The following is a 22,824-nucleotide window of genomic DNA, read 5'->3' as shown; positions in this document are numbered from 1 at the left end:
TTTTATCAATTTAGTGCGCACCTCGGATCGCACTGAGCACGTCGGCGAGGTCGTCCGGTAGTGGGTCGGCGGCGGTGATGATCTGGTCGCCGACGCGGATCTCGATGGTCCGGTAGCGGCGGGTGGTGGTCACGAACTTCTTGATCGACCAGCCTGTCCGTTCCTCGACCACCCGTGTCACCGCGAGTGCTGCCATCACGATCGCCAAATGCGCACGGATCGAGTCCTCGGTCCGGTGGTAGATCGGCCGCGCCGCCAAATCGCCCTTTGACATGCGGAAACTCTTCTCGATCCGCCACAGCTGATGGTAGGCGCCGATCACGAACTCCGGAGTCGGCCCATCGATGTTGGTGATGTAGGCCTTCCCACCCGGCCAGCGTCCGCGCCTTCGTCTCCAACTCGCGATTGACGCTCTTGTCCGCGCCCTTGAGAGTGACGAACCGGTTCCGCTTGACCGGAATCTTGCCTTCCACGGCCTTCTCGGCTTTTCCTATCTGTTCGTTGATCCCGCGCAGGCTCCGCCGAGCCCGATCGGCCGAATACCGGTAATAGGTGACCCGGTTGCGCCGAAAGCTCGTCTTCGCGTGTGCGCGCTGGTGCTGGGCCAGGGTCAGCCCGTCCGCTGGCGTCTGATCGGGATGGTCGGCGACCCACTTGGCGATCTGGTACGGGATCGACGGCATCCGCTCACCGAGGATGAACGAAAGATCCTCTCGTTCAATCGCTTTCATGTTCTCCGCGGAGATCATGCCAGCGTCGGCGACGACGGTGACGTCGCTGAGGTCATGGGCTGCCATGAACTTCAGGACGGTCGGAACGATCGTGAGTTTCTCGCTCTTATTGGGCTCTCCTGACTGATCTGTGGGTCATTTGCGGCCTGGAAGCACGGGCCGGTGACCGCCGAGACTGAGCATGGCCATGGCGATGAGGGCTTCGGCGGACTTGAAGCCGTAGGCCATCCGGGTGATCAGTCGGATCTTGGTGTTGGTCGACTCGATCAGGCCGTTGGATAGTCGATGCTCGATCGCGGCGAGGATCCGGTCGCGGTGTTTGGCGATGCGTTTTTGGAGTTTCACGAACGCGGGGATCCGGCAGCGACGAGCCCAACTGATCCAGCGGTCCAGGGCTTCAGCGGCCGCGTCATGGGGCAGCGCAAATACCACCCGCAGACCTTCCTTGAGCAGGTAGGCGCGATGCAGCCTCGGGTCGGTCCTGGCGATCCAGGCGAGCTTGGCCTGCTGATTGGCGGTGAGGTTCTCGGGGTTCTTCCACAGCGAGTACCGGGCGCCTTTGAGTGCCTTGGCACGGTCGCTGGCCGGCCTAGGTGGGGCGTCGGACCGTGGGCGTCCACGGCCCCGTTTCGGCTCGGCCCGGGCCTGTTTACGGGCATCGTTCCACCCCTGGCGGCGGACCTCATCGAGGGCGTCAGTGGCCCAGGCGACGATGTGGAACGGATCGGCCACCCCGCACTGCGGCCGGACACCGATCAGTCACGACGGTGTCGATGAAGTCGGCCCCATCGGCGCTGACGTGGGTGATCAGCGCGCACCGCTGCTCACCGAGCAGGTCGAAGAACTCATGCACGGTGGCGCTGGTACGCCCCGGAGCGGCCCACACCAGCCGACGCCGGTCGTGATCGACGACGACCATGAGGTACTTGTGGCCCTTCTTGTAGCTGATCTCGTCGATCCCGATACGCCGCAGCCCATCGAACCGGTCGTGCTGGGCGTCGATGTCCTTCTCCAGACGCGGTCGATGATCGATCCGACGGTGCGCCAGGCGATGCGCATGAACTCAGTCACTGTGGACTTCGAGGCCTGGTCGCCAACCACGCGACCTGATCGTCGAAGGCATAGGTGTGGCCCGCGTCATGGCGGGCCCACGGCACCGCGGCGACCACCACCCCATGCTCGCGGCACCGCACCGAGGCGTATCGGCCTCGAGCTCGGCACGAATCGTGCCCAGGTCCAGCGCCCGCCAGCGCCGCCGCCCCGGCCCGCCATCATATTGGGGACTGCGCCGCCGGCACCTCCCGCACCGGCCACGTTGGCGCGCGACGGGCCGCACATGGGCCACCAGCACCTGCGCGTCCTCGTCGAATACGACCCGCTCCAGCACGGTCTTCTCGATTCCGAGCAGATTCCGCCATAAGCTGACATCACGCACGCCGTTCTCCTGACCACAGGTTTCTGTTTCCTCGACAGTTCAGAACCTATGCAGGACAACGGCGTGCGCCTACTCAGACGCGCTCACCCCACCCACACATGTGTCAGGAGAGCCTCTTATTGCCCTCGAACGCCTCGATCAACAGCGGGAAACCAGTGGCGTCGGTGAGCATCCCCACGGTGATCTGCGGCTCGAGACGACGTTCTTTCGAGAATCCGGGTTCGCGGAATCCATCGGCCTTGTCCGTCTCGAAGTACAGCGTCGTGACGTCGTACAACACGAGCGTCGTAGGCCCCAGGCCTGCATGCTTGGCACACGCGGCAGCGAGATTCTGTCGCCAGGTGTCGGTGGCGTAGATCGGCAGGCGACGGTTCATCGTCGGATACGACATTGCCGGCACACCAACTTCCTCGAGGACACGGATCGAGTCGAGTTTGCTGGTGGGCTCAATGATCCGCGCCAACACCAGGTCGCGGAAAACCGGATCACCGCCGGTCGCGTCGTCGAAGCCGAGTTCGCGGTAGAGGTACTCGAGTCCATCCCACAGGTGCCCCATCCGTGAGGACTGGATCGGTAACGGCTCCGCTGAAGCCGGCACGACATCCGCAATGCCTAGGTCCAACTCGCCCTGACCTGCAGCAAGACGCCGCGCAGCCACGGCCTTGAGCGCGGCGTACTCGTCGTCGGTGTGCGCTGACCCGATGTGCTCGATCGACCGCGACCCCTTCCGCGAACCGTGAACGATCTGGACTGCTCGCGCTCCCGAAGCGGTCTTCACGGTCCGAACGTAGGTCATCCACCCACCCTATCGGCGATCCTTAGTGCACAAATCCAGCCCGAAACAGCTCTAAACCCGCAGGTCGCAACAAGCAAAGTCCAATATGTCCGAGTCGGTGATAAAAGTCAGGTGAGACTCGTCGGGGCCGGCCACGCTGGGAACGCGACCCTGATGGCCGCTGGTATCGGATAGATCCGTGGGACACTGGATTCGTCGACCTCGCGGGCGATCAGGGCCTACTCGGGCAGGTCACCGGCCGCACCTCGATGGCGGTGGCCCAATGGCTCGCCAAGCAGAGTCCTGAGTTTCGGTCCTCGATCACCCACGTTGCGATCGATCCGTGTGCCGCGTACGCCGCCGCCGCAGCCCAGGCGCTGCCCGATGCGCAGCTGGTGGTCGACCACTTCCATGTAATCAAGCTCGCCAACGACATGGTCACCGCGGTTCGGCGGCGGGTCACTTGGGATCAGCGTGGGCGCCGTGGGCGGGCAGTCGATCCAGAATGGGCGAACCGGCGCCGCCTACTCACCGCCCGTGAACGCCTCTCCGAGCACAGTTACGCCAAAATGTGGAATGCGTTGCGCGCCAAAGATCCTGGCAACGAAATACTGGCCGCCTACATCGTGAAGGAAGAACTACGTGGCCTGCTTGCGCTGGCCCGTAGCCGACCCGACGACCACCATCTGGCCTACCAGTTCTACAAGTTCTTGGACCTATGCGCTCAGGTGAATCTGCCAGAAGTTGTCAAGCTCGCAACCACGATCGAGAAGTGGTGGCCAGCGGTGGCGGCATTCATCGGCACCACGATCACCAACGCCCGCACAGAGGGCTACAACCGGCTCGTCAAACAGGTCAAACGCGCCGCATGTGGCTTCCGGAACCTCGAGAACTCACGACGCCGGATACGATTCCACTGCACCCGCAAACAGCGGGCAGGCATCCAGATTCACTGCTGAGGTGCCCGCTCAACTTCGAAGAGCCCTGATGACGGTCTACAGAATGGTCCCGAACGCCGCGACCGTCCCGATCGCGCACTCGAACCTGACTCGTGCCACATTTTGGTGACTTGGCTCGGCGGGTCGTTGCGACCTGGGGTTTTGGCCGCTGGTAGTGCCCGTTTAGGGCACTAAACTGGGTGTCTACGATCGATCGTGTGGGGTTGTTCGTCCGGAAGGTGCGGACCGCGTCGGGTGCGACAGCGGTACAGATCGTGTCGAAGGAACGTGGTGTGCGCCGGATCGTCGAACACATCGGATCGGCGCATTCACCCGAAGAACTCGCGGTGCTGCTCGAGGTCGCCGATACGAAGCTCCATGCAGGTCAGCTCGCTTTCGACTTGTCGGCGTTGGCGCCGGCGAAGGTCTCGGCGGTCCCCGAGGTGGCCGGGTCGCAATCGCGCGTGTTGTGGGAAGTCCTCGAACAGGGCTACCGCGATCTCGGGTTCGACAAGATCGGCACTGACGCGTTCAAACAGTTGGTGCTGGCCAGGATCGTCGAACCGACGAGCAAGGCCGACACGATCCGAGTGCTGGCCGAACTCGGAGTGCCTTCACCATCGCTGCGCACGATCTGGCGCACCCTCACACGCAGTGTCAGCGAGGACTGGCGGACACAGCTCGCTTCGGCGGCGTTGGGGCATGTCACCGCGGGCGGGGCCCTGTCTGTCGTGATGTACGACGTGACGACCCTGTACTTCGAAGCCGAGAACGAAGACACCTTCCGGAAAGTCGGGATGAGCAAGGAACGGCGGGTCGACCCCCAGATCCTCGTCGGGATACTCGTCGACCCGACCGGGTTTCCCCTCGAAGTGCACTCCTTCGCCGGCAACCGGGCAGAGACCAGCACCCTGCTGCCCGTGCTCACCCGGTTCCGCGAACGCCACCACGGCGCTGACGTCGTCGTCGTCGCTGACGCCGGAATGCTGTCGGCCGCTAATCTCAACGCCCTGCAGGAGGCAGGTTTCGATTTCATCGTCGGGTCCCGCACCGGCTCGGCGCCACGTGACCTGGCCGAACACTACGAACGCCGCGGCACCTACCTTCGCGACGGCCAAACCATCGAGACCAAGCGGACCATGGGGACCGGCGCGCACGCTCGCACACGGCGGGTGGTCTGGCACTACTCACGCAAACGCGAGCGCCGCGACAACATCACCTTGAACAAGCAGATCGAACGAGCCCAGGACATCGCCGACGGACGGCGCCGGCCGAAGAAGGACCGATTCGTGGCCCTCGGGAACCAGCCCGGCGTGAACTGGGACGCGGTCGACAAGGCCCGCTCCTACCTCGGCCTCAAAGGCTATGTCACCAGCCTCTCCAAAGACACGCTCTCCGGCCTGACTCGTGCCACATTTTGGTGACTTGGCTCGGCGGGTCGTTGCGACCTGGGGTTTTGGCCGCTGGTAGTGCCCGTTTAGGGCACTAAACTGGGTGTCTACGATCGATCGTGTGGGGTTGTTCGTCCGGAAGGTGCGGACCGCGTCGGGTGCGACAGCGGTACAGATCGTGTCGAAGGAACGTGGTGTGCGCCGGATCGTCGAACACATCGGATCGGCGCATTCACCCGAAGAACTCGCGGTGCTGCTCGAGGTCGCCGATACGAAGCTCCATGCAGGTCAGCTCGCTTTCGACTTGTCGGCGTTGGCGCCGGCGAAGGTCTCGGCGGTCCCCGAGGTGGCCGGGTCGCAATCGCGCGTGTTGTGGGAAGTCCTCGAACAGGGCTACCGCGATCTCGGGTTCGACAAGATCGGCACTGACGCGTTCAAACAGTTGGTGCTGGCCAGGATCGTCGAACCGACGAGCAAGGCCGACACGATCCGAGTGCTGGCCGAACTCGGAGTGCCTTCACCATCGCTGCGCACGATCTGGCGCACCCTCACACGCAGTGTCAGCGAGGACTGGCGGACACAGCTCGCTTCGGCGGCGTTGGGGCATGTCACCGCGGGCGGGGCCCTGTCTGTCGTGATGTACGACGTGACGACCCTGTACTTCGAAGCCGAGAACGAAGACACCTTCCGGAAAGTCGGGATGAGCAAGGAACGGCGGGTCGACCCCCAGATCCTCGTCGGGATGCTCGTCGACCCGACCGGGTTTCCCCTCGAAGTGCACTCCTTCGCCGGCAACCGGGCAGAGACCAGCACCCTGCTGCCCGTGCTCACCCGGTTCCGCGAACGCCACCACGGCGCTGACGTCGTCGTCGTCGCTGACGCCGGAATGCTGTCGGCCGCTAATCTCAACGCCCTGCAGGAGGCAGGTTTCGATTTCATCGTCGGGTCCCGCACCGGCTCGGCGCCACGTGACCTGGCCGAACACTACGAACGCCGCGGCACCTACCTTCGCGACGGCCAAACCATCGAGACCAAGCGGACCATGGGGACCGGCGCGCACGCTCGCACACGGCGGGTGGTCTGGCACTACTCACGCAAACGCGAGCGCCGCGACAACATCACCTTGAACAAGCAGATCGAACGAGCCCAGGACATCGCCGACGGACGGCGCCGGCCGAAGAAGGACCGATTCGTGGCCCTCGGGAACCAGCCCGGCGTGAACTGGGACGCGGTCGACAAGGCCCGCTCCTACCTCGGCCTCAAAGGCTATGTCACCAGCCTCTCCAAAGACACGCTCTCCGGCGAACAAGTCGTCGCGGCCTACCACGACCTCTTCCGAGTCGAGGAATCATTCCGCATGGCCAAAAGCGACCTACGGGCCCGGCCGATGTTCCACCACCAGCGTGACTCCATCGAAGCGCACCTCACCATCGTGTTCGCCGCACTCGCCGTCACCCGCCACCTCACCGACACCACCGGCTACTCCATCAAACGCATCATCACCACACTGCGCCCAGTCCGCGACGTCATGATCCGGGTACGCGGACAACACGTCATGGCCGAAACACCACTCGACGGAACCGCCGCCGACATCATCGCGAAACTCCACGCCTCAACGGGGCACTAAAGTGGCACGACTCGGGTCCGGCGAACAAGTCGTCGCGGCCTACCACGACCTCTTCCGAGTCGAGGAATCATTCCGCATGGCCAAAAGCGACCTACGGGCCCGGCCGATGTTCCACCACCAGCGTGACTCCATCGAAGCGCACCTCACCATCGTGTTCGCCGCACTCGCCGTCACCCGCCACCTCACCGACACCACCGGCTACTCCATCAAACGCATCATCACCACACTGCGCCCAGTCCGCGACGTCATGATCCGGGTACGCGGACAACACGTCATGGCCGAAACACCACTCGACGGAACCGCCGCCGACATCATCGCGAAACTCCACGCCTCAACGGGGCACTAAAGTGGCACGACTCGGGTCGAATCGCGAGCGGCCGGTTCGGTATCGACACCCCTCCGCATGACACGGGGAACCCGTTACGTGAGATCGCTCAGTAGCGCAATATCGCTGACCATGAAGGGATCCGACGCTACAAGGTTCGCTAACCACTCCGGGGTCGGTATACGGCGATCCTCTTCACCAGAATCGAAGTTCGTGAAGACGAACTCCCCGTCACCCAGAAGTATGTAGCCGTCTGAGTCGACGCGTGTCAGATAGGCGATACCGTCCGATCCGGAACCGACCGCTACCGCGTTGATCACACGATCCCGAATGTCCGGAGCCACGGTGAACAAATAGCTGGAGAAGTCCTTACCGAACCTGATCTCCGATACTTGACCCTCGGTATCGACGTATCGCATGCCGTTCCCGCTTGGCCATGAGATGTTCGCCCCAAAGGGCGCAGTGTACTGCGTGAATATTCCGCCGTGTGCCGCAGAACCCGCAGCCTTTTCGCGAGGGACGGGAGACCAGGCGGAGTGTCCGTCGTCGACGCTCGCCGTCCAGAACCCGGACTTGACTGGCTGGCCATCGGAGACATCGTTTCCGTCCGACATGTAGGTCGAGACCTGTCCTGAGCCATCGCACGAGTATGGGATCCCGCCACCGGAGCCGTCGAAGTCGAACATCTTCTGGGACTTCGGGATATCGGGCCGGATCCTTGCCATGTCGATCTCAGCAAGCTCGTGGACCTTATCCGGGCCGCTTCTGCCGAAACTACGCGAGAGGACGGCATAGGGGACTCCTGCACATCTGCCGAAGGAAACGACCAGGCCGTCGATCTTTCGAATCGAATCCGAACTGTCGGGCGATACCGCGATCGCGGTACTTCGGTACCGTCCATCGACTACGCCGTCGTCGAGCCATAAGAATGCGTCTTCCGATTGAATATCGTACGGTGTGGACGCATGCAACGACGTCCCTCCTGCGTCGTGGGGCTCGACGTGGGTACCGGCTTTGGAGGTCACGAAATAGTTCTTATGGTCAGCAAATATGATCCCATCACGATACCGTGCGATCTGACTTCGAAACATCCCTTTCTGATGCATGTAACCGAGCGGCGTCATGTCCCGATCGACGAATACCACCCATGAATTGTCCTGGACGGTGTCGTACGCGAATTCGAACGCCGGAGGCGCAACCATCACTGCGGCGTACGCCTGCTCTGGGATCCTGTCGACTTCTGGCCCCAGAGCGGATTTCTCCGACAGTGGTTCGGAAGAGCACGACACTGTCATGGCCATCAGAAACAACACGGCGATACCGACAACCACGCGGCTGGGCGACCGTCGTACCACGCACGGGCGAAATCGCATTAGTACGCCACAACTAGCGGAGACCCGGTGAGGTCCTTTGGATAAACCCCGGGGTTCGGAGACAGGTTTCGATTGACGAATGATCCGTATGAGTCCTTATCGAGGTCGATTCCCGAGGTCTCATAGTAGGCTGCCCATACCAACTGGGAACAATTGAAGTGACCCACCTCGGGCCCTCCTTTCCTGTTGTTCGCAAATCCCCACTTATTATACCCCTTGCCTACTCTAGATTCAGCGTAATCTACAGCCGAATCCTTCTGATTATTCGTTGCGTTCTCGGCCTTTACATAGTATTTTTGTGGGTTTACGCGCATCGATTCAGCCGCGTTCGCAACGCGGTGAACTCCCTTTTTGTCACTCGCTTCCACGGTAGCCATCGTGCTGACGAATAGCCCATTGTGGCCATGGTTGACTCCCTCCGTACAGGAATCCGAGTAGAAGAAGTCACCTCCCCTCCGCGCCCTACCGACCTTTCTGTTCGCCGGCTTTCCGCACGTCGCATCGGCGCTGGGGTTACCTACCGGAACGGCATCGAAGGCATTTCGCTCGGCACTGGAGAGGACCTCAGAGTAGGGGAGCGACATCTGACGGGAGAACGCCCGAAGTTCGCTACGCAACCTCCCAATCTCGATATGGAAGTTTCTGGCCGATATGTTGATCAACTTGCGTAGTTCGTCCTCCGGAATATCCGAGTACTGCGCTCTCCCTGTGCCGCCGATAGAGGGTTGATCTCTGTCGACACCGCTGGCCGGCTCGTTACGCTCTGTCGACGGACGGACCGCAGGCCCGCTGCCGCCGTCTGTCGGTTGAGCGGAGGTAGAAGGGGACGGCGTTGCCGTTGAACTCGGGGTCGTAGATTTGTCCGGACGGAGTGTCGGCGGCTCGTCCCTTCCACCGCCGCACCGGTAGGGGACCGGCGGAGGCGGTGCGTCATCCGGTTCCGTTCCGGGGTGAGCCGTTACCCAAGATGTCGCCCATGCCGAGTTGTATGCGGCAGTCTCCCTCTTGCAACGCTCCGCTGGCGTTTCGGCGGATGCGTTGGAGGGAACCAGCGACGACGCAATCGCCAGCGATACGGCGAGGGCGGTGACGCTTGCGACCACCCCACCGAAAGCGCTTTGCCGTGGCTGTGGGCCGTTATCGATCTTCTTGTATGCCATCGTTGAAGTTCTCGCCTACAGACGGACGGCGGAGCCGTGGTCGTAGTACACGTACACGCCAGTGTCGGTGGTGACCGAGATCTTGGCGAACGGACGCGCGCTAATCGGGCCGAGCGCGTTGGTGACATTGAGCTCCACACCGGACAGGACGATGTCGGCCACAGGCTGTGTCAACGCGACCTCAGCCAGGGTGACGGTGGCGATCTTCCCGGCCTGGATCTCGAACTCCAGGTCTGCGGATGGAATCACGTTCGCTTCAACGCCCGCTTGGGCTCCGAGGTCGCCGAACTTGGCGCCGCCTCCTGAGCCCGAGATGGTGACTTCCGGGGCGACTTTGGCGTTGACCCCGCCGGTGAGCTTGAGCTCGGGGGTGTGCGCGGTGACTTTCACTCCGTTGGGGGCGACCGATACCGGGTAGCCGATCTTATAGCCGACCTCGAGTGTGGCGCGCACGTTCTTGCCGTCGATGTTCCCGATCGCCGCATGCACGTTCGAGGACAACAGCGCCTGCCCGGACAGGGGCGAGGAGTCCAGCGGCGAAACCGCACTCGCCGACTGCTGCACCGCAGACAACGCGATCGCCAACCCCTCGCGAGTCTGGTGGGTCTTCGCCCCGGCTGGCCCACCGGCCAACAGCGCGGTCATCGACAGCGCGCCGAGCAGGGCGAGCAGAAGGGTGAATGGTCGTCTCATCATCACTCCGAACTTCCTAGTGTTCTACGGGTAAGCCCCCGCGCCTACGGTAGGGGCGCGATGTCAACCATCGGGGCGGTAGATCCTCAAACAAGCAGGTAGAGGGAAGAAATCAAATTCCGGTCCGGAATTTTTCGCTCTACGACGTGCTCAACCTGCTGCCCGAGTCATGGACCGGCGACATCGGCTGACGACGCGGCTGGCCCGGACTGCACAGTCGGCTACCTCGCTGAAGCAGACGGCCTGCGCACCGGAACCATCGAGCGGAGGCGGCGACTCCCTCGAACCTCGGCCTCGCGGAACACCTGCAGATCATCGTGGAACGTCGGTGACCAACAACTTCCTGCGCGAGATCGGCGCCGCCGTCGGCTTCATCCTCTCGCTGTTCCTGCGCAACAAGGCCCTCTCCACCCGAGCCGGCCTCGCCGCCCAGGGCGAGGTCGACGAACCCGACGCCCCCTTCCGAAACGTCCCCAACCCCGCCTGACTCCACTCGGCCGCCGTTCGCGGCACCGACCAACACCCGCGTCAGCCTTTGTGCCCGACTGCCGCCTTGTCTCCTGGTGCGCCGACGACGCGGCTCCCCCGACTTCACTGGCATATACGGGGCCTCCTTGGTCACTATGACCACGGAGGCGTCCTCTGTGCCAGTGAACCTGCGAGATCCACCCCCGCGTCACTCCGTCGGCCCCGCACGGGCGCGGGCGGTGGCCGACCGCAGGCCCCACTGCCCCAGGCGGACCGGCACCACCACCTCGATCAGCAGGTCCTGGCCGTCCACCTCGCACCGCACTACCCGCGGCGGCCCCTCCTGCGCGTCGGCGATCTCCCGCGCCCGCGCACACGGCCGCTCGTCCCCACGCACGTGCGCCGACGCCGCGGCCAGCGCCCCCAGGTCGGCAGCGTTCTGCGCCCGGTGGCGGGCCAGCACACCCGCACCCAGGTAGACGATCGCGATCAACAACGCCGCCAGCCCGGCCATCGTCAGGGCCGCCGCCACCGTCACCGAGCCGTCGTCATTCGCCCACAGTCGCCGCCTCGACCCCGTCCGGTTCCATCGCCGCCACGCTGTGCGCCGAGACGTCGAACAACGGCAACAGCGGAACCTTCGCGCTGACGATCGCCACCACCTGCTCACCCTGACGGTGCACCTCGATCCGCGACCCCTTCGGCGCAACCCGCGCACCCACCGCCTGGGCCTCACTGTCGCCGGCCGCGGAGAGTCGAGCCACCTCACGAGCCGCATCGGTGCACCGCAGTTGCGCTGCGACGGTGCCGATCGCCGCCACGCCGAGCACGACGAACACCGCGAGTGCCGCGAGCGCATAGGCGGCCTCGACCGTCACCATCCCCGTCTCGTCCGCGGCAAGCCGTCGACACCACGACGTCCTCATCCAATCGACGTGGACAGTGCCCGGCTGATGATGCCGGTCAACGCACTCACCACGTTGTCGCCGCTGATGACGGTGTACAGAATCGCGCCGAACGCGGCGGCCGCGACCGTGCCTATGGCATATTCGGCCGTCGACATTCCGGCATCGTCGCTGATCAGCCGCCCGAACTCGGCCCCCGCCCGATCCAACAATCGGCCGCCGAAGTGCTGATTCTTCATGAGATTCCCCCTCGATGAAATGGTTGATACTCGTTTCGACCTTTAGACGCTCGCGACCCCCTCGCGGGTTCCATGACACGCCGCGCGAGGCGGTCACCACTGCCCGAGCATGCCGCTCGCCAAGCCGATCACCACCGGCACGATGCCCAGGCAGACGAACGCCGGGAGGAAGCACAGACCCAGCGGTCCGCTGATGGTGACGCCCGCCCGCTCGGCCCGCGCCAATGCCTGCGTCTGCGCCTGCTCGCGAGTCGCCTCGGCGAGTGCTGCCACCCCGTCGGCCAACGACGACCCCGCCCGCGAGGCACGTCGCGCCAGGGTCGCGAGTTCGCGGAAGTGCTCGCCCGGATCGGCCCCGCCTGTGAGCTCGTCCCGCGCCCAGGCCTGCCCCGGATCGGCGCCCAACGCCAGCAGTTCCGCCGCATGCGCCAGCGCTCCGCCGAGCGGTTCGGGGCTGTGCTCGGCAGCCACCGTCGCCGCGGTCGCGACCGGCAGACCGGCCTTCAGGCACACCGCGAAGAGGTCGTAGCCGGCCGCCACCGCGAACGGGTCGGGCGCCGATCGACGACGCCCCAGCCATCGCGGCTCACCGTGGAACATCGAGCGCTGATCGCCGTCCGGAGCGCACGGAACCACGCGTCGCAGCGCTGCACCGGGCCCCGGCCACAGCAGCAGGGCCAGTGCCACCAGCCCGATCGCGGCGCTCATCGTTTCGCCTTCGCCACGATCGCGTCGGCCCAGAGCACCCCGGCCGCGGCCAAGCCCACCCCGAGCACCAGCAGGATCGAGCCCAGCGGCGTACCCAGCAGCACCGCCAGTGGTGCCGCCCCCATGAGCTGCCCCAGGCCCAGCCCGAGCAGCGGCAATCCCGCCAGCACCATCGCCGTGGCGCGCGGCCCAGCCAGACCGGCGTCGGTGCGCGCAGTGAAGTCTTTGCGCTGCACCAGATCCGCCCGCAACGCCTCCAGCAGCGCCACCATCGGCAGGCCGTGCTGCACGGAGATCGCCCAGGCCTCGCCGACGCGCCGGAGCCCGGGTGGATCGGCGGGCACCGCCGCCGGGTCCACCCCGCCGCCCAACTCCACGCGCGCCGCGATCCGCACCAGTTCACCGGCCACCACCGCGTCGGCCGCGGGCGTCCCGGGGCCCGACAGTTCCTCGGCCGCGGCCCGGCAGGCGCGCACCATCGGCGCGCCGACCGACATCTCCGCCGCCATCACCGTCAGCGCGCGGCACAGCGCGGCATCGCGCTCTGCACGCTGACGGTCTCGACGGGCCCGGCGTCGACGGACGAGACCCACGGCCACGACGATGACCGCAGCGATCCCGGCACCGAGACCGACCAGCGCGCCGACCACCGGGACGGCGACCACCGCCAGCAACTCGGCACGCGGTCGCTGCCGACGATCCGACGACGCTCCGATCAACCGCTCGACCCGTCGGGCCGCGGCCGTCGACGGCCACACCAGCAGCGCGACGGCGACGCAGCACACGACGAGGGCCGCCGTCACGACAGCCAGCCGGGTTCGTCCGTACGCGACCACACCGGACGGATCGCCACGGTGCCATCGGCGGCCGGTTCCACCGCGCCGATTTCGATGAGCCCGCGCCGCCCGTCCGGCCGTCGCGCCACGCCGAAGACCACATCCAGGGCCGCGGCCAGCTGGCTGTGCAAGGCGGTGCGCGCCATGCCGCCGAGCGCGGCCAACGCCTCCATCCGGGCGGGCACCTCGGCCACCGAGTTCGCGTGCAGCGTCCCGGCGCAGCCTTCGTGGCCGGTGTTGAGGGCGGTGAGCAGATCGATCACCTCGGGCCCGCGCACCTCGCCGACGACGATCCGGTCCGGCCGCATCCGCAGCGCCTGCCGGACCAGGGTGCGGACCGAGACCTCACCGATCCCCTCCACGTTCGGGGCGCGCGCCACCAGCCGCACCACGTGCGGGTGCTGCGGGTCCAGCTCCGGCGCATCCTCGACGATCACCAGACGCTCGGCCGGATCCACTTGCCCCAGAAGGCAATTGAGAAGGGTGCTCTTACCCGCGCCGGTACCGCCCACCACCAGGAAGGCCCTGCGGTGCGCGATCACCTCGGTGACCAGTCCGCGCACCTGCTCCGGGATCCCGCCGCCGGCGACGAGGGCCGCGAAGTCCATGGTCGCCGACCGCAGCACGCGCAGCGAGATACAGGTGCCGTCGAGTGCGAGCGGCGGAATCATCGCGTGCAGCCGCACCGCATAGCCGTGCCTGCCGATACCCGAGAGGCGGCCGTCCACCCACGGCTGCGCGTCGTCGAGACGACGACCCGCTCCCGAGGCCAAGCGCACCGCCAGTCGACGGACACTCGCCTCGTCCTCGAAGGCCACCGGTACCCGCTCGAGGCCTGCGCCCCGCTCGATCCACACCCGATCCGGTCCGGTCACCAGAATGTCGGTCACCGCCGGATCGGCGAGCAGCCGCTCCAGCGGTCCCGCCCCGACCAGTTCGGTCTGCAGATACCGCAGTGCCGCAAGGAGATCCGTGTCCGACAGCAGTCCGCCGGACTCGCTGCGCACCGCCTCGGCGATGGTCTCGGCGTCCGGTTCCACCGAGCGCGCCGCCAACTGCTCGCGCACCCGATCCAACAGCTGAGCATTCCGCAGCGCGGGATCGGTGGTCATCGTCGACCCCCGCGCAGCGCGTCCAGCGCCACCAGCACGGCGGTCGCGGCACGCACCTCCGGACTGCGCGGCACCGCGCGGATCCCGCCCTCCTCGCTTGTGCGCGCCAGCGCCGAGCGGCTGCGCAGCGCTGCCACCAGTGGTACGCCCACCGCCTGCGCGACCTGTTCCGCGGCCAGCCCGCCCGGCGCGGGCAGGCGGACCACCAACCGCATCTCGGACCGAATACCGATCCGCGCCAACAGCTTTCGCGTCGCCGACACCCCGGGGACCGACGCGCCCGTGAGCACCGCGATGAGATCCGCGGAGTCGAGCACCCCGGCCGCCGCCGGATCGCTCGCGCGGCCCAGGTCGGCGATCACCAGACCGCCGTCCGAGCGCGCCGCGTCGACCACCGCGAGCACCGTCTCCGCCGACAGCGGACCGCCGTCGTCCCGCCGCTGCGTGAGGATCCGCAGGCGGTCGCCGACACGCGGCAGCGCCGCCGACAGCGCTTGTCCCTGAATGCTTCCCGTCTCACCGGTGATGTCCGACCAGCGCAGGCCGGGCAGGTCCTCGGCACCCAACAGGAGGTCCAGGCCCGCGCCGCCGGGGGCGACGTCGAGGAGCAGGACCCCCGTCTCGGACGGGCTCGCGGTACGCGCGAGCACCGCGGCGAATGTACTCACCCCGACACCGCCGTGCCCACCGACCAACGCGACCACGGCGGCGGCCGAGCGGCGTGGCCGACGCAGTCCGGACAGCGCCGCCACCAGTGCCGCCTCGTCGTCGGGCAGCACGTACCCGCCCTGTGCGCCCACCGACAGCCCCGCGCGCCACAGCGCCGGATCGGCGCCGACACCGGCCGCCACCACGACTCCCGGCCGGGCCGGTGGCCGCACCTGCGCCAAGACCTCCAAGGCGGCACCGTCGACCACCACGGCCGTCGCCCGCAGCCAGTCGCTCCGGCACTGCGCCGGATTCCCGCGCACGATCCGGTAGCCCGCCGCCGCACCGCACCGGGCGGCGTCGTCGTGCACGGCCGACTCGGCCAACACCAGCAGCGTCTCGCTCATACGCCCAGCGTGGGCGCGGCGCCGAGACGCCGCCAACACGGTGTCCACAGCGCCCCGGCGCCCGACCGGACTTATCCACCGGCCGGGCTCCGCGCGCTACATCGTCCGGACGAGATTCTTTTGGATCTTGCCGGTCGACGTCTTCGGCAGCGCGTAGACCACCAGCACCTGCTTGGGCGCCTTGAACCCGGCCAGCTGCTCCTTGGCCCAGTCGCGCAGCTGCTCACCGGTGACGGTGGCGTCCGGCACCAGCACCACCACGGCGGTCACCGCCTCACCCCAGTGGTCATGGGCCCGGCCCACCACCGCGGCCTCGGCGATCTCCGGGTGCCCGAGCAGTGCCCGCTCCACCTCCACCGAGCTGACGTTCTCACCGCTGGTCTTGATGATGTCCTTGGCCCGGTCGGTGAACCAGACGACGCCCTCGTCGTCGAGGTAGCCGATGTCGCCGCCGTGGAACCAGCCGTGTGCGAAGGCCTCGGTGTTCGCGGCGGCGTTGTTCCAGTAGCCGGTCATCAACTGCGGGCTGCGGTAGACGATCTCGCCGATCTCGTTGGGCGGCAGCAGGTTTCCGTCGGCGTCCATGATCGCCACGAGCAGCGGCGCCGGCATGGGCGCCATCGCGTACAGGCCGGTGATCAGGTGCGCGGTGTTCTCGTCGGTGAGCGCGGGCTGCCCGATCACCGCGCCCCACATCATCGGCAGTATCGTCAGGTGCGTGACCCGATGATCGACGAAGGTCTGCGCCACCTGCGCCGGGTCGAAGCCGCGCAGCAGCACCGCGGTGCCGCCGACCACGAGCGTCGGCAGCAGCAGCGCGTCCAGCGCGGTCACGTGGAACAGCGGCAGCACGATCGGCTGCACGGGGTGGTCGGTGTCCGGGCGCAGACCGAGGCCCAGCGCCGACGACAGGTTCGAAACGTGCACGGCCACATGGCTTGTCACCACGCCCTTGGGTCGCGAGGTGGTGCCCGACGTGTACAGGCAGTGCAGGAGGTCGCGGTCTTCGACGATCGTCTCCACGGTGGAGGTGTCGGTGGAGAAGACCGTGTCCCACGAGAGCGCGGGCAGCCCGGCGACCTCGGACGGCGCCTCGCCGACGACCATCACCTCGCGCACCGACGCGCCGTCGACCTCGGCCAGCGCGGCGCCGATGACCGGCAGGAACGGCGTCTCGGTGAGCACCGCCTGCACCCCGCTGTCGCCCAGCTGATAGGCGACGTCGCTCGGCGACAGCAGCAGGTTCAGCGGCAGCGCCACCACCCCGAGCTTGGCCAGCGCGAAGAAGCCGACCACGACCTGCCAGCTGTTCTGCAACTGCAGGTCAGCGGGTCGACACCGGACAGATCGGGGCGCATGCCGGACATGGTTCTCCTACGGGAAGTGGTTGGTTGGTGCCAACACAACTACCGGCCGAGGAGGGCGCCGTCTGCGCTTTCAGCGTTAACACAGGTCGTGACAGTCCGCTTAGCCGGTGAATGGCGGCACGAACGTGCACGGCACCTTCACCGGGCGCTCCGGGTCGAGTGCGTTGAGCACCATGTAGGCCGCGCGGCGCGAACCGGCGATCGCCATGTGATCGCTGTAGTCCTGCTCGCAGCTGTCCTGCACCACGATGTTGGTGACGTTCTCACCGGCCCGACCGGGCACCAGACCCGCCGTGTAGGGCATGACCGCTTCGTCGTACCTCGTCGCGATGTTGGTGTAGTTGATGCCCTTCACGTACGGACTGCCGCCGGCCCAGATCTTCTTGTTCATGGCCGAACCCGGAAGCATGCCGCCGCAGCCGACGCACACCGGCATCGGGATGTTCTGCTCGCCGAAGGCCTTCGCCATCGGACCGATGTCGCCGGTACCGCGCCACAGCGGCGCCAGCGAGACGTAGTTGGTCACCTTGTCCGCGCCGCCCAGGTACTTCACGTAGTAGGTGGGCATGTAGGTGCCCTGCGAGTGACCGACCAGGTCGACCGTCTCCGCACCCGTCGCGGCCAGAACCTTGTCGACGAACCGCGACAACTGCCCCGCACTGACTTCCTGGCGGTCCATGCCGCCGACGGCGGTGGCCGGCCACGGCAGGCCGGGCAGAGCGCCGTAGGTCAGGGCGAAGACGCAGTAGCCGCGGTTGCGCAGCATCGGCACGTACGAGCCCCAGTTGGTGGTCTTCGCGCCACCCGTTCCGTGCACCAGGATCACCGGTCGCGGATGTTCCGGCGACGGCTTGCACGTGAAGTCGTTGGATCCGGGCAGGTCACCGCCAGGATGCTGCAGTTCGTAGGGAATCCCGCCGAAGAAGTTGTAGTTCTCCGGCAGCTTGTCCGGCGGCGCGGCCGCAGCCGGCCCCGTCGCGACCACTCCCAAGACGACGAGTACCGCCGCACAGATCGCACCGAGCAGTTTCCGCACCATATTCCCCAACCCCTGACCATGTACCGAGCGTTTGCTTGGTTTGCGAGAGCGTAACAAGAACCTGCGCTGAGTAACACCCCACCGGGAGGGGCGGCTGGCTCACGCCGCATGTCGCGACGTGGACGGGATCGCATCAGGAACGGAAACGTCGCAAAACCTGCGAGACCGAATTGCGGAGAACCGATAGGAGCGCACCGACGACGACAGCCGCCCGCACACACCGAGGAAAAGACCCCCGGACAGCAGATGACCCCGACCAGGGGGGAGGAGGTCGGGGCCATCTATCTTCAGCCCCGGGGGGTCGGGCTGAAGACACCGACCGTAGCCGGATAACAGCGAACATACACCCGCCCCTGTGTCCTTGCAACCTGAACTATCGATGTTTCAGAAATACCGGCGTTCCCAACGCAACGCATCGATTTGAACGTACTCTCAGTGCCGTGGACTCGACGACGCCCACGCGCACGGCAGCATTCTTCGACCTAGACAAGACAGTCATCGCCCGGTCGAGCGCCCTCGCCTTCACACGCCCGTTCTACGACGGCGGGCTGCTGACTCGTCGCGCGCTGCTCCACTCCGCGATCGCGCAGGTCCAACTGCTCCTCATCTCCGAACCCGCCGAGCACGTGGAACGCCTCCGCCAGTACCTCACCCAGATGTGCGCGGGCTGGGAGGCCGCGACGGTGCGTTCGATCGTCGCCGAAACACTCGACGACGTGGTGCGCCCGGTGATCTTCACCGAGGCCGCCGACCTCATCGCCGAACACAAGGCCGCCGGGCGGGACGTGGTGCTGATCTCGGCGTCGGGCATCGAGATGGTGGAGCCGATCGGCGAGTTGCTCGGCGTGGACCTGGTGCGCGCGACGATATTGGAGATCGTCGACGGCCACTACTCCGGCGCGATCGAGTTCTACTGCTACGGCCAAGAGAAGGCGAACGCCATGCGCGAGCTGGCGATCGAGCACGGCTACGACCTGGCCGACTGCTACGCCTACTCCGACTCGGCCACCGACCTCCCCATGCTCGAGGCCGCCGGCCACCCGGCAGTGGTCAATCCCGATCGCACACTGCGGGCCCACGCAGTCGAGCACGATTGGGAAGTCCTCGAGTTCGCCAACCCCAATCCCAAGACCGAATTGCCCGACCCCGGCCCCCGCGGCTGGACGACGCTGGCACTGGCCGGCATCGGCGCCGTCGCGGCCGCAGCGGCCTACCGATACGCCCATCGACGACACGCGGCGGCCTGACTTTCCCCAAACGCTTGCTGTGACGCGCGTCACCGTGTAGAAAATAGGTACGGAGCCACCCCAGGCAAAGCTCGGACCGGAAGAGAAGGTCCGAACCCCCGAAAGGCAGCTCCCAGCACGGGCGGCAAGCACCCACGCGGAGCGCGCCGCATTGGCAGAAGCGTTGTGCGCCTGCGACATTGAGGACGTCCCGGCTCAGCCGAAGACCTCTTTCCCTCGCCGAGGCGATACCCACAACCCACCTTGCACGCTTGGTAACTTGCGTCCGTGCTCGCGGGCGGCACTCCATTTGGGTGTCGCCCGCAATACTGTGCGGACCCTTCGACAAGCTCAGGGATCGTGCAGGGCTCAGCGCGCGGCGTCGGCGATCGACTTCGCCTCGGCGGCGCCGGCGAACATCGCCTGGCAGCTGAGGACGATCCAGTCGGCGAGCGCCTGCGGGTCGCCGGTGGCGAAGAGCGCAGAAGTCTCCCGGTAGTCACCGAGGCGCGCCAGCCACGTCACCTCGGGCACGCCCAGCAGATGCGGATCCAGCCCGGTGGTCGCCGACACGAGGCGCGACGCTGCGCGGGCCACCACGCCGTTGCCGGCGTCGAACGGCTGCAGCGCGAGGATCTCGCCGTGGACCACGGCGGCCAGGACAGCAGCGGGTACCGCGGTGGCGCCGGTGATGAGCTGCCCCAGCAGATCCAGTCGCTGCGCGATGTGCGGTTCGTCGCGCGGTCGGCCCAGCAGTTCCGGCTCCACCAACTCCGCGGCCGCCAACGAATGCAGCCGCGCCAACGACTGCATCGGCGCGCGCCGGAACACCGAGACTTCCCGGTCGAGGTCGTCGGGGTCGAGTGCCTGTGCCACCCGGATCGCCCCAGACATCACCGGATCGTCGAAGTCGTGCTCGCGGTTGAGCTCGGTGGTGGCCCCCTCCATCGCGGCCGAACTGCGCCCGCCCCGCCACGACGACTCGCGCGAGGTCTTGTCCCAGCCGCGCAGATTCACCGGATGCCGATGCACGGCCGCCAACGCTTCGGCGGCCTCCTCGGCCGCGGCGGCGACGCCGGGCAGATCGAGCAGCGGCACCAACGGATCAGAACTCACACCCCCAGCCTAGTGCCGCCGCACACCGCGGCCGCCGGTCCCCCGAACCGCAGCCCGCCGTCGGCCACCGATCGACTGAGAACTACCGTTCATCGCGCGCATCGCACCCGCAACCTACGCGCGGTTACGCTCGGCCAGTCGGGTGATTACCCTCACAACCAGCGGTCGCATAGACGCGCGACACACGGGGTCGGCGCACGACGACCCGGCGAGCACGCCCCGCCAGCCCTATTCGCGCAACCGAAAGGCAGCCACGATGTCGAATACCGATCAGGTCTATCCCCCGTCCGCGGAGTTCGCGGCGCAGGCCAACGCCACCGCCGAGATGTACCAGCGGGCCAAGGACGACCCGAACGAGTTCTGGGCGGAGCAGGCACGACAGCTCTCCTGGGATACCCCGTTCTCGACCGTCCTGGACTGGTCGGACGCACCGTTCGCCAAGTGGTTCGCCGACGGCAAGCTGAACGTGGCCGTGAACTGCGTGGACCGCCACGTCGACGCTGGCAAGGGCGATCGCGTCGCGATCCACTGGATCGGCGAGCCCGGCGATACCCGCGACATCACCTACAGCCAGCTCAAGGACGAAGTCTCCAAGGCCGCCAACTACTTCACCGCCATCGGCCTGCAGACCGGCGACCGCGTGGCCATCTACATGCCGATGGTCCCCGAGGCCATCATCACCATGCTGGCCTGCGCCCGGCTGGGCCTGACCCACTCGGTGGTCTTCGCCGGCTTCTCGTCGGCCGCGCTCCGCGCTCGCGTCGACGACGCCGCCGCCAAGGTGGTCGTCACCACCGACGGCCAGTACCGTCGCGGCGAGCCGGCCCCGCTGAAGGCCGCCGTCGACGAGGCGCTCGGCACCGGCGACGACGCCGCACCGTCGATCGAGAAGGTCATCGTGGTGCGTCGCACCAATCACGACCCGGATCTGCCGTGGGTCGACGGCCGCGACGTCTGGTGGGAGGACACGGTCGAGGAGTCCTCGCCGGTCCACGAGCCGGAGGCGTTCGACGCCGAGCATCCGTTGTTCCTGCTGTACACCTCCGGCACCACCGGCAGCCCGAAGGGCATCGTCCACAGCTCCGGCGGCTACCTGACCCAGGCCAACTACACCTTCCACAACGTGTTCGACCACAAGGAGGGCCGCGACGTCTTCTGGTGCACCGCCGACATCGGTTGGGTCACCGGCCACACCTACATCGTCTACGGACCGCTGTCGGCCGGCGCCACCGAGATCGTCTACGAGGGCACCCCGAACTCGCCGGACGAGCACCGCCACTTCAACATCATCGAGAAGTACGGCGTCACCACTTACTACACCGCGCCGACGCTGATCCGCACGTTCATGAAGTGGGGCCGCGAGATCCCCGGCGCCCACGACCTGACGTCGCTCCGCCTCCTCGGCACGGTCGGCGAACCGATCAACCCGGAGGCGTGGCGCTGGTACTACGACGTCATCGGCGGCAACCGCTGCCCGATCGTCGACACCTGGTGGCAGACCGAGACCGGCGGCCACATGCTGGCGCCGCTCCCCGGCGTCACCACCTGCACCCCGGGCTCGGCGATGGGCCCGCTGCCCGGCATCAGCGCCAAGATCGTCGACGACAACGGCAACGAGCTGCCTACCGGCGAGCAGGGCTACCTGGTCCTCGACCAGCCGTGGCCGGGCATGCTCCGCGGTATCTGGGGCGACCCGCAGCGCTTCAAGGACACCTACTGGTCGCGCTTCGCCGAGCAGGGCTGGTACTTCGCCGGTGACGGCGCCCGGTACGACGAGAACGGCGCCCTCTGGGTGCTGGGCCGCGTCGACGACGTCATGAACGTCTCCGGCCACCGCATCTCCACCGCCGAGGTGGAGTCCGCCCTCGTCGCGCACCCCGCGGTGGCCGAGGCCGCCGTGATCGGTGCGGCCGACGAGACCACCGGCCAGGGCATCGTCGCCTTCGTCATCCTGATGGAGCACGCCACGCCGGGCGACGAGCTGATCGCCGAGATGCGCAATCAGGTGGCCGTCGACATCTCCCCGATCGCCAAGCCGCGGGAGATCAACATCGTGCCGGAGCTGCCCAAGACGCGCTCGGGCAAGATCATGCGACGCCTGCTCAAGGACGTCGCCGAGGGCCGCGAACTCGGCGACACCTCGACCCTGGTGGATCCGTCGGTCTTCGAGGCCATCCGCTCCCAGCGCGGCTGATTCGCCCGCCCGCACCGTCGTAGGGACGGATCGGCCGAGACCACCCGTGACGGGCTCTCGGCCGATCTGCATCCCCGCACCGACCACGGGCATGGCAACATGAAGCGGAAT

At 66.7% G+C, this 22,824-nt stretch carries 18 protein-coding genes and 5 pseudogenes; 7 read left to right on the top strand and 16 right to left on the bottom strand.

Annotated features, from left to right (window positions below; translation table 11 throughout):
* Positions 1-10: 10 nt before the first annotated feature.
* The 3 pseudogenes from MUG78_RS07390 to MUG78_RS07380 form a co-directional block, all read right to left on the bottom strand.
* Positions 11-848: pseudogene (locus MUG78_RS07390) on the bottom strand (IS1634 family transposase); the annotation flags it as partial.
* A gap of 18 nt (positions 849-866) precedes the next feature.
* A pseudogene (locus tag MUG78_RS07385) lies at positions 867-2,166 on the bottom strand (ISL3 family transposase).
* Between the two features lie 115 nt (positions 2,167-2,281).
* Positions 2,282-2,962 (bottom strand): annotated as a pseudogene (locus tag MUG78_RS07380) (IS1634 family transposase); the annotation flags it as partial.
* A 170-nt stretch (positions 2,963-3,132) separates the two neighbouring features.
* On the opposite strand from MUG78_RS07380, the gene MUG78_RS07375 reads away from it, so the two are divergent.
* From MUG78_RS07375 to MUG78_RS18425, 4 genes and pseudogenes are all read left to right on the top strand, one after another.
* The gene (locus MUG78_RS07375; RefSeq protein WP_246996902.1) at positions 3,133-3,900 is read left to right on the top strand and encodes a transposase; all 768 of its coding nucleotides are present in this window, start codon (positions 3,133-3,135) and stop codon (positions 3,898-3,900) included.
* Positions 3,901-4,097: 197 nt separating this feature from the next.
* Positions 4,098-5,279, top strand: a pseudogene (locus MUG78_RS07370) (IS1634 family transposase); the annotation flags it as partial.
* A 112-nt stretch (positions 5,280-5,391) separates the two neighbouring features.
* Positions 5,392-6,897 (top strand): IS1634 family transposase, encoded by a 1,506-nt coding sequence (locus tag MUG78_RS07365; RefSeq protein ID WP_443669986.1) that lies wholly within the window; start codon positions 5,392-5,394, stop codon positions 6,895-6,897.
* A 16-nt stretch (positions 6,898-6,913) separates the two neighbouring features.
* A pseudogene (locus MUG78_RS18425) lies at positions 6,914-7,243 on the top strand (IS1634 family transposase); the annotation flags it as partial.
* Positions 7,244-7,317: 74 nt separating this feature from the next.
* On the opposite strand, the gene MUG78_RS07355 reads toward MUG78_RS18425, so the two are convergent.
* Genes MUG78_RS07355 through MUG78_RS07345 form a run of 3 tightly spaced genes read right to left on the bottom strand, consistent with a single transcriptional unit; the run spans position 7,318 to position 10,400 of the window.
* Positions 7,318-8,553: a hypothetical protein gene (locus MUG78_RS07355; protein ID WP_246993601.1), complete on the bottom strand. Its 1,236-nt coding sequence runs from the start codon at positions 8,551-8,553 to the stop codon at positions 7,318-7,320.
* Between the two features lie 41 nt (positions 8,554-8,594).
* Entirely contained in the window at positions 8,595-9,755 is a 1,161-nt protein-coding gene (locus MUG78_RS07350) for a hypothetical protein (protein ID WP_246993600.1), read from the bottom strand.
* 15 nt (positions 9,756-9,770) lie between these two features.
* Positions 9,771-10,400 (bottom strand): MspA family porin, encoded by a 630-nt coding sequence (locus MUG78_RS07345; protein ID WP_246993599.1) that lies wholly within the window; start codon positions 10,398-10,400, stop codon positions 9,771-9,773.
* A 376-nt stretch (positions 10,401-10,776) separates the two neighbouring features.
* Between MUG78_RS07345 and MUG78_RS07340 the strand changes: the two genes are divergently transcribed.
* Positions 10,777-10,935, top strand: a complete 159-nt coding sequence (locus MUG78_RS07340; protein WP_246993598.1) for a hypothetical protein — start codon at positions 10,777-10,779, stop codon at positions 10,933-10,935.
* A gap of 189 nt (positions 10,936-11,124) precedes the next feature.
* Here MUG78_RS07340 and MUG78_RS07335 read toward each other — a convergent pair whose 3' ends face one another.
* From MUG78_RS07335 to MUG78_RS07295, 9 genes are all read right to left on the bottom strand, one after another.
* Positions 11,125-11,454, bottom strand: coding sequence for an Rv3654c family TadE-like protein (locus MUG78_RS07335; RefSeq protein ID WP_246993597.1), 330 nt, complete (start codon positions 11,452-11,454; stop codon positions 11,125-11,127).
* A 10-nt stretch (positions 11,455-11,464) separates the two neighbouring features.
* A complete protein-coding gene (locus tag MUG78_RS07330) occupies positions 11,465-11,797 on the bottom strand; it encodes a TadE family type IV pilus minor pilin (protein WP_246993596.1) in 333 nt (110 codons plus the stop codon).
* Between the two features lie 41 nt (positions 11,798-11,838).
* Positions 11,839-12,060 (bottom strand): DUF4244 domain-containing protein, encoded by a 222-nt coding sequence (locus MUG78_RS07325; RefSeq protein ID WP_246993595.1) that lies wholly within the window; start codon positions 12,058-12,060, stop codon positions 11,839-11,841.
* Positions 12,061-12,153: 93 nt separating this feature from the next.
* Positions 12,154-12,768: a type II secretion system F family protein gene (locus MUG78_RS07320; protein ID WP_246993594.1), complete on the bottom strand. Its 615-nt coding sequence runs from the start codon at positions 12,766-12,768 to the stop codon at positions 12,154-12,156.
* A complete protein-coding gene (locus MUG78_RS07315) occupies positions 12,765-13,571 on the bottom strand; it encodes a type II secretion system F family protein (RefSeq protein ID WP_246993593.1) in 807 nt (268 codons plus the stop codon). Before MUG78_RS07315 ends, MUG78_RS07320 begins: the two co-directional genes overlap by 4 nt.
* The gene (locus MUG78_RS07310; protein ID WP_246993592.1) at positions 13,568-14,716 is read right to left on the bottom strand and encodes a TadA family conjugal transfer-associated ATPase; all 1,149 of its coding nucleotides are present in this window, start codon (positions 14,714-14,716) and stop codon (positions 13,568-13,570) included. The genes MUG78_RS07315 and MUG78_RS07310 overlap by 4 nt, the downstream gene beginning before the upstream one ends.
* Positions 14,713-15,771: a septum site-determining protein Ssd gene (gene ssd, locus MUG78_RS07305; protein ID WP_246993591.1), complete on the bottom strand. Its 1,059-nt coding sequence runs from the start codon at positions 15,769-15,771 to the stop codon at positions 14,713-14,715. The genes MUG78_RS07310 and ssd overlap by 4 nt, the downstream gene beginning before the upstream one ends.
* A gap of 96 nt (positions 15,772-15,867) precedes the next feature.
* A complete protein-coding gene (locus tag MUG78_RS07300) occupies positions 15,868-17,088 on the bottom strand; it encodes an AMP-binding protein (protein ID WP_246993590.1) in 1,221 nt (406 codons plus the stop codon).
* A 150-nt stretch (positions 17,089-17,238) separates the two neighbouring features.
* A complete protein-coding gene (locus MUG78_RS07295) occupies positions 17,239-18,177 on the bottom strand; it encodes an esterase/lipase family protein (RefSeq protein ID WP_246993589.1) in 939 nt (312 codons plus the stop codon).
* A gap of 440 nt (positions 18,178-18,617) precedes the next feature.
* Here MUG78_RS07295 and MUG78_RS07290 point away from each other — a divergent pair, with 440 nt between their 5' ends.
* Positions 18,618-19,424 (top strand): HAD family hydrolase, encoded by an 807-nt coding sequence (locus tag MUG78_RS07290; RefSeq protein ID WP_246993588.1) that lies wholly within the window; start codon positions 18,618-18,620, stop codon positions 19,422-19,424.
* A gap of 348 nt (positions 19,425-19,772) precedes the next feature.
* On the opposite strand, the gene MUG78_RS07285 is transcribed toward MUG78_RS07290, so the two are convergent.
* A complete protein-coding gene (locus tag MUG78_RS07285) occupies positions 19,773-20,519 on the bottom strand; it encodes a Fic family protein (protein WP_246993587.1) in 747 nt (248 codons plus the stop codon).
* A 256-nt stretch (positions 20,520-20,775) separates the two neighbouring features.
* On the opposite strand from MUG78_RS07285, the gene acs reads away from it, so the two are divergent.
* A complete protein-coding gene (gene acs / locus MUG78_RS07280; protein ID WP_246993586.1) occupies positions 20,776-22,713 on the top strand; it encodes an acetate--CoA ligase in 1,938 nt (645 codons plus the stop codon).
* Positions 22,714-22,824: the final 111 nt, after the last annotated feature.

Origin of the sequence: Gordonia alkaliphila (assembly GCF_023017165.1) — a bacterium.
Lineage (GTDB): Bacteria > Actinomycetota > Actinomycetes > Mycobacteriales > Mycobacteriaceae > Gordonia > Gordonia alkaliphila.
This window is presented reverse-complemented; position numbering and strand designations above follow the sequence as displayed.

Excerpts from the sequence above, each read along its gene's own strand:
- MUG78_RS07350 (WP_246993600.1), bottom strand. The coding sequence starts at position 9,755 with ATGGCATACAAGAAGATCGATAACGGCCCACAGCCACGGCAAAGCGCT.
- MUG78_RS07345 (WP_246993599.1), bottom strand. The coding sequence starts at position 10,400 with ATGACCGCGCTGTTGGCCGGTGGGCCAGCCGGGGCGAAGACCCACCAG.
- MUG78_RS07330 (WP_246993596.1), bottom strand. The coding sequence starts at position 11,797 with ATGGTGACGGTCGAGGCCGCCTATGCGCTCGCGGCACTCGCGGTGTTC.
- MUG78_RS07325 (WP_246993595.1), bottom strand. The coding sequence starts at position 12,060 with ATGAAGAATCAGCACTTCGGCGGCCGATTGTTGGATCGGGCGGGGGCC.
- MUG78_RS07320 (WP_246993594.1), bottom strand. The coding sequence starts at position 12,768 with ATGAGCGCCGCGATCGGGCTGGTGGCACTGGCCCTGCTGCTGTGGCCG.
- MUG78_RS07310 (WP_246993592.1), bottom strand. The coding sequence starts at position 14,716 with ATGACCACCGATCCCGCGCTGCGGAATGCTCAGCTGTTGGATCGGGTG.
- ssd (WP_246993591.1), bottom strand. The coding sequence starts at position 15,771 with ATGAGCGAGACGCTGCTGGTGTTGGCCGAGTCGGCCGTGCACGACGAC.
- MUG78_RS07295 (WP_246993589.1), bottom strand. The coding sequence starts at position 18,177 with ATGGTGCGGAAACTGCTCGGTGCGATCTGTGCGGCGGTACTCGTCGTC.
- acs (WP_246993586.1), top strand. The coding sequence starts at position 20,776 with ATGTCGAATACCGATCAGGTCTATCCCCCGTCCGCGGAGTTCGCGGCG.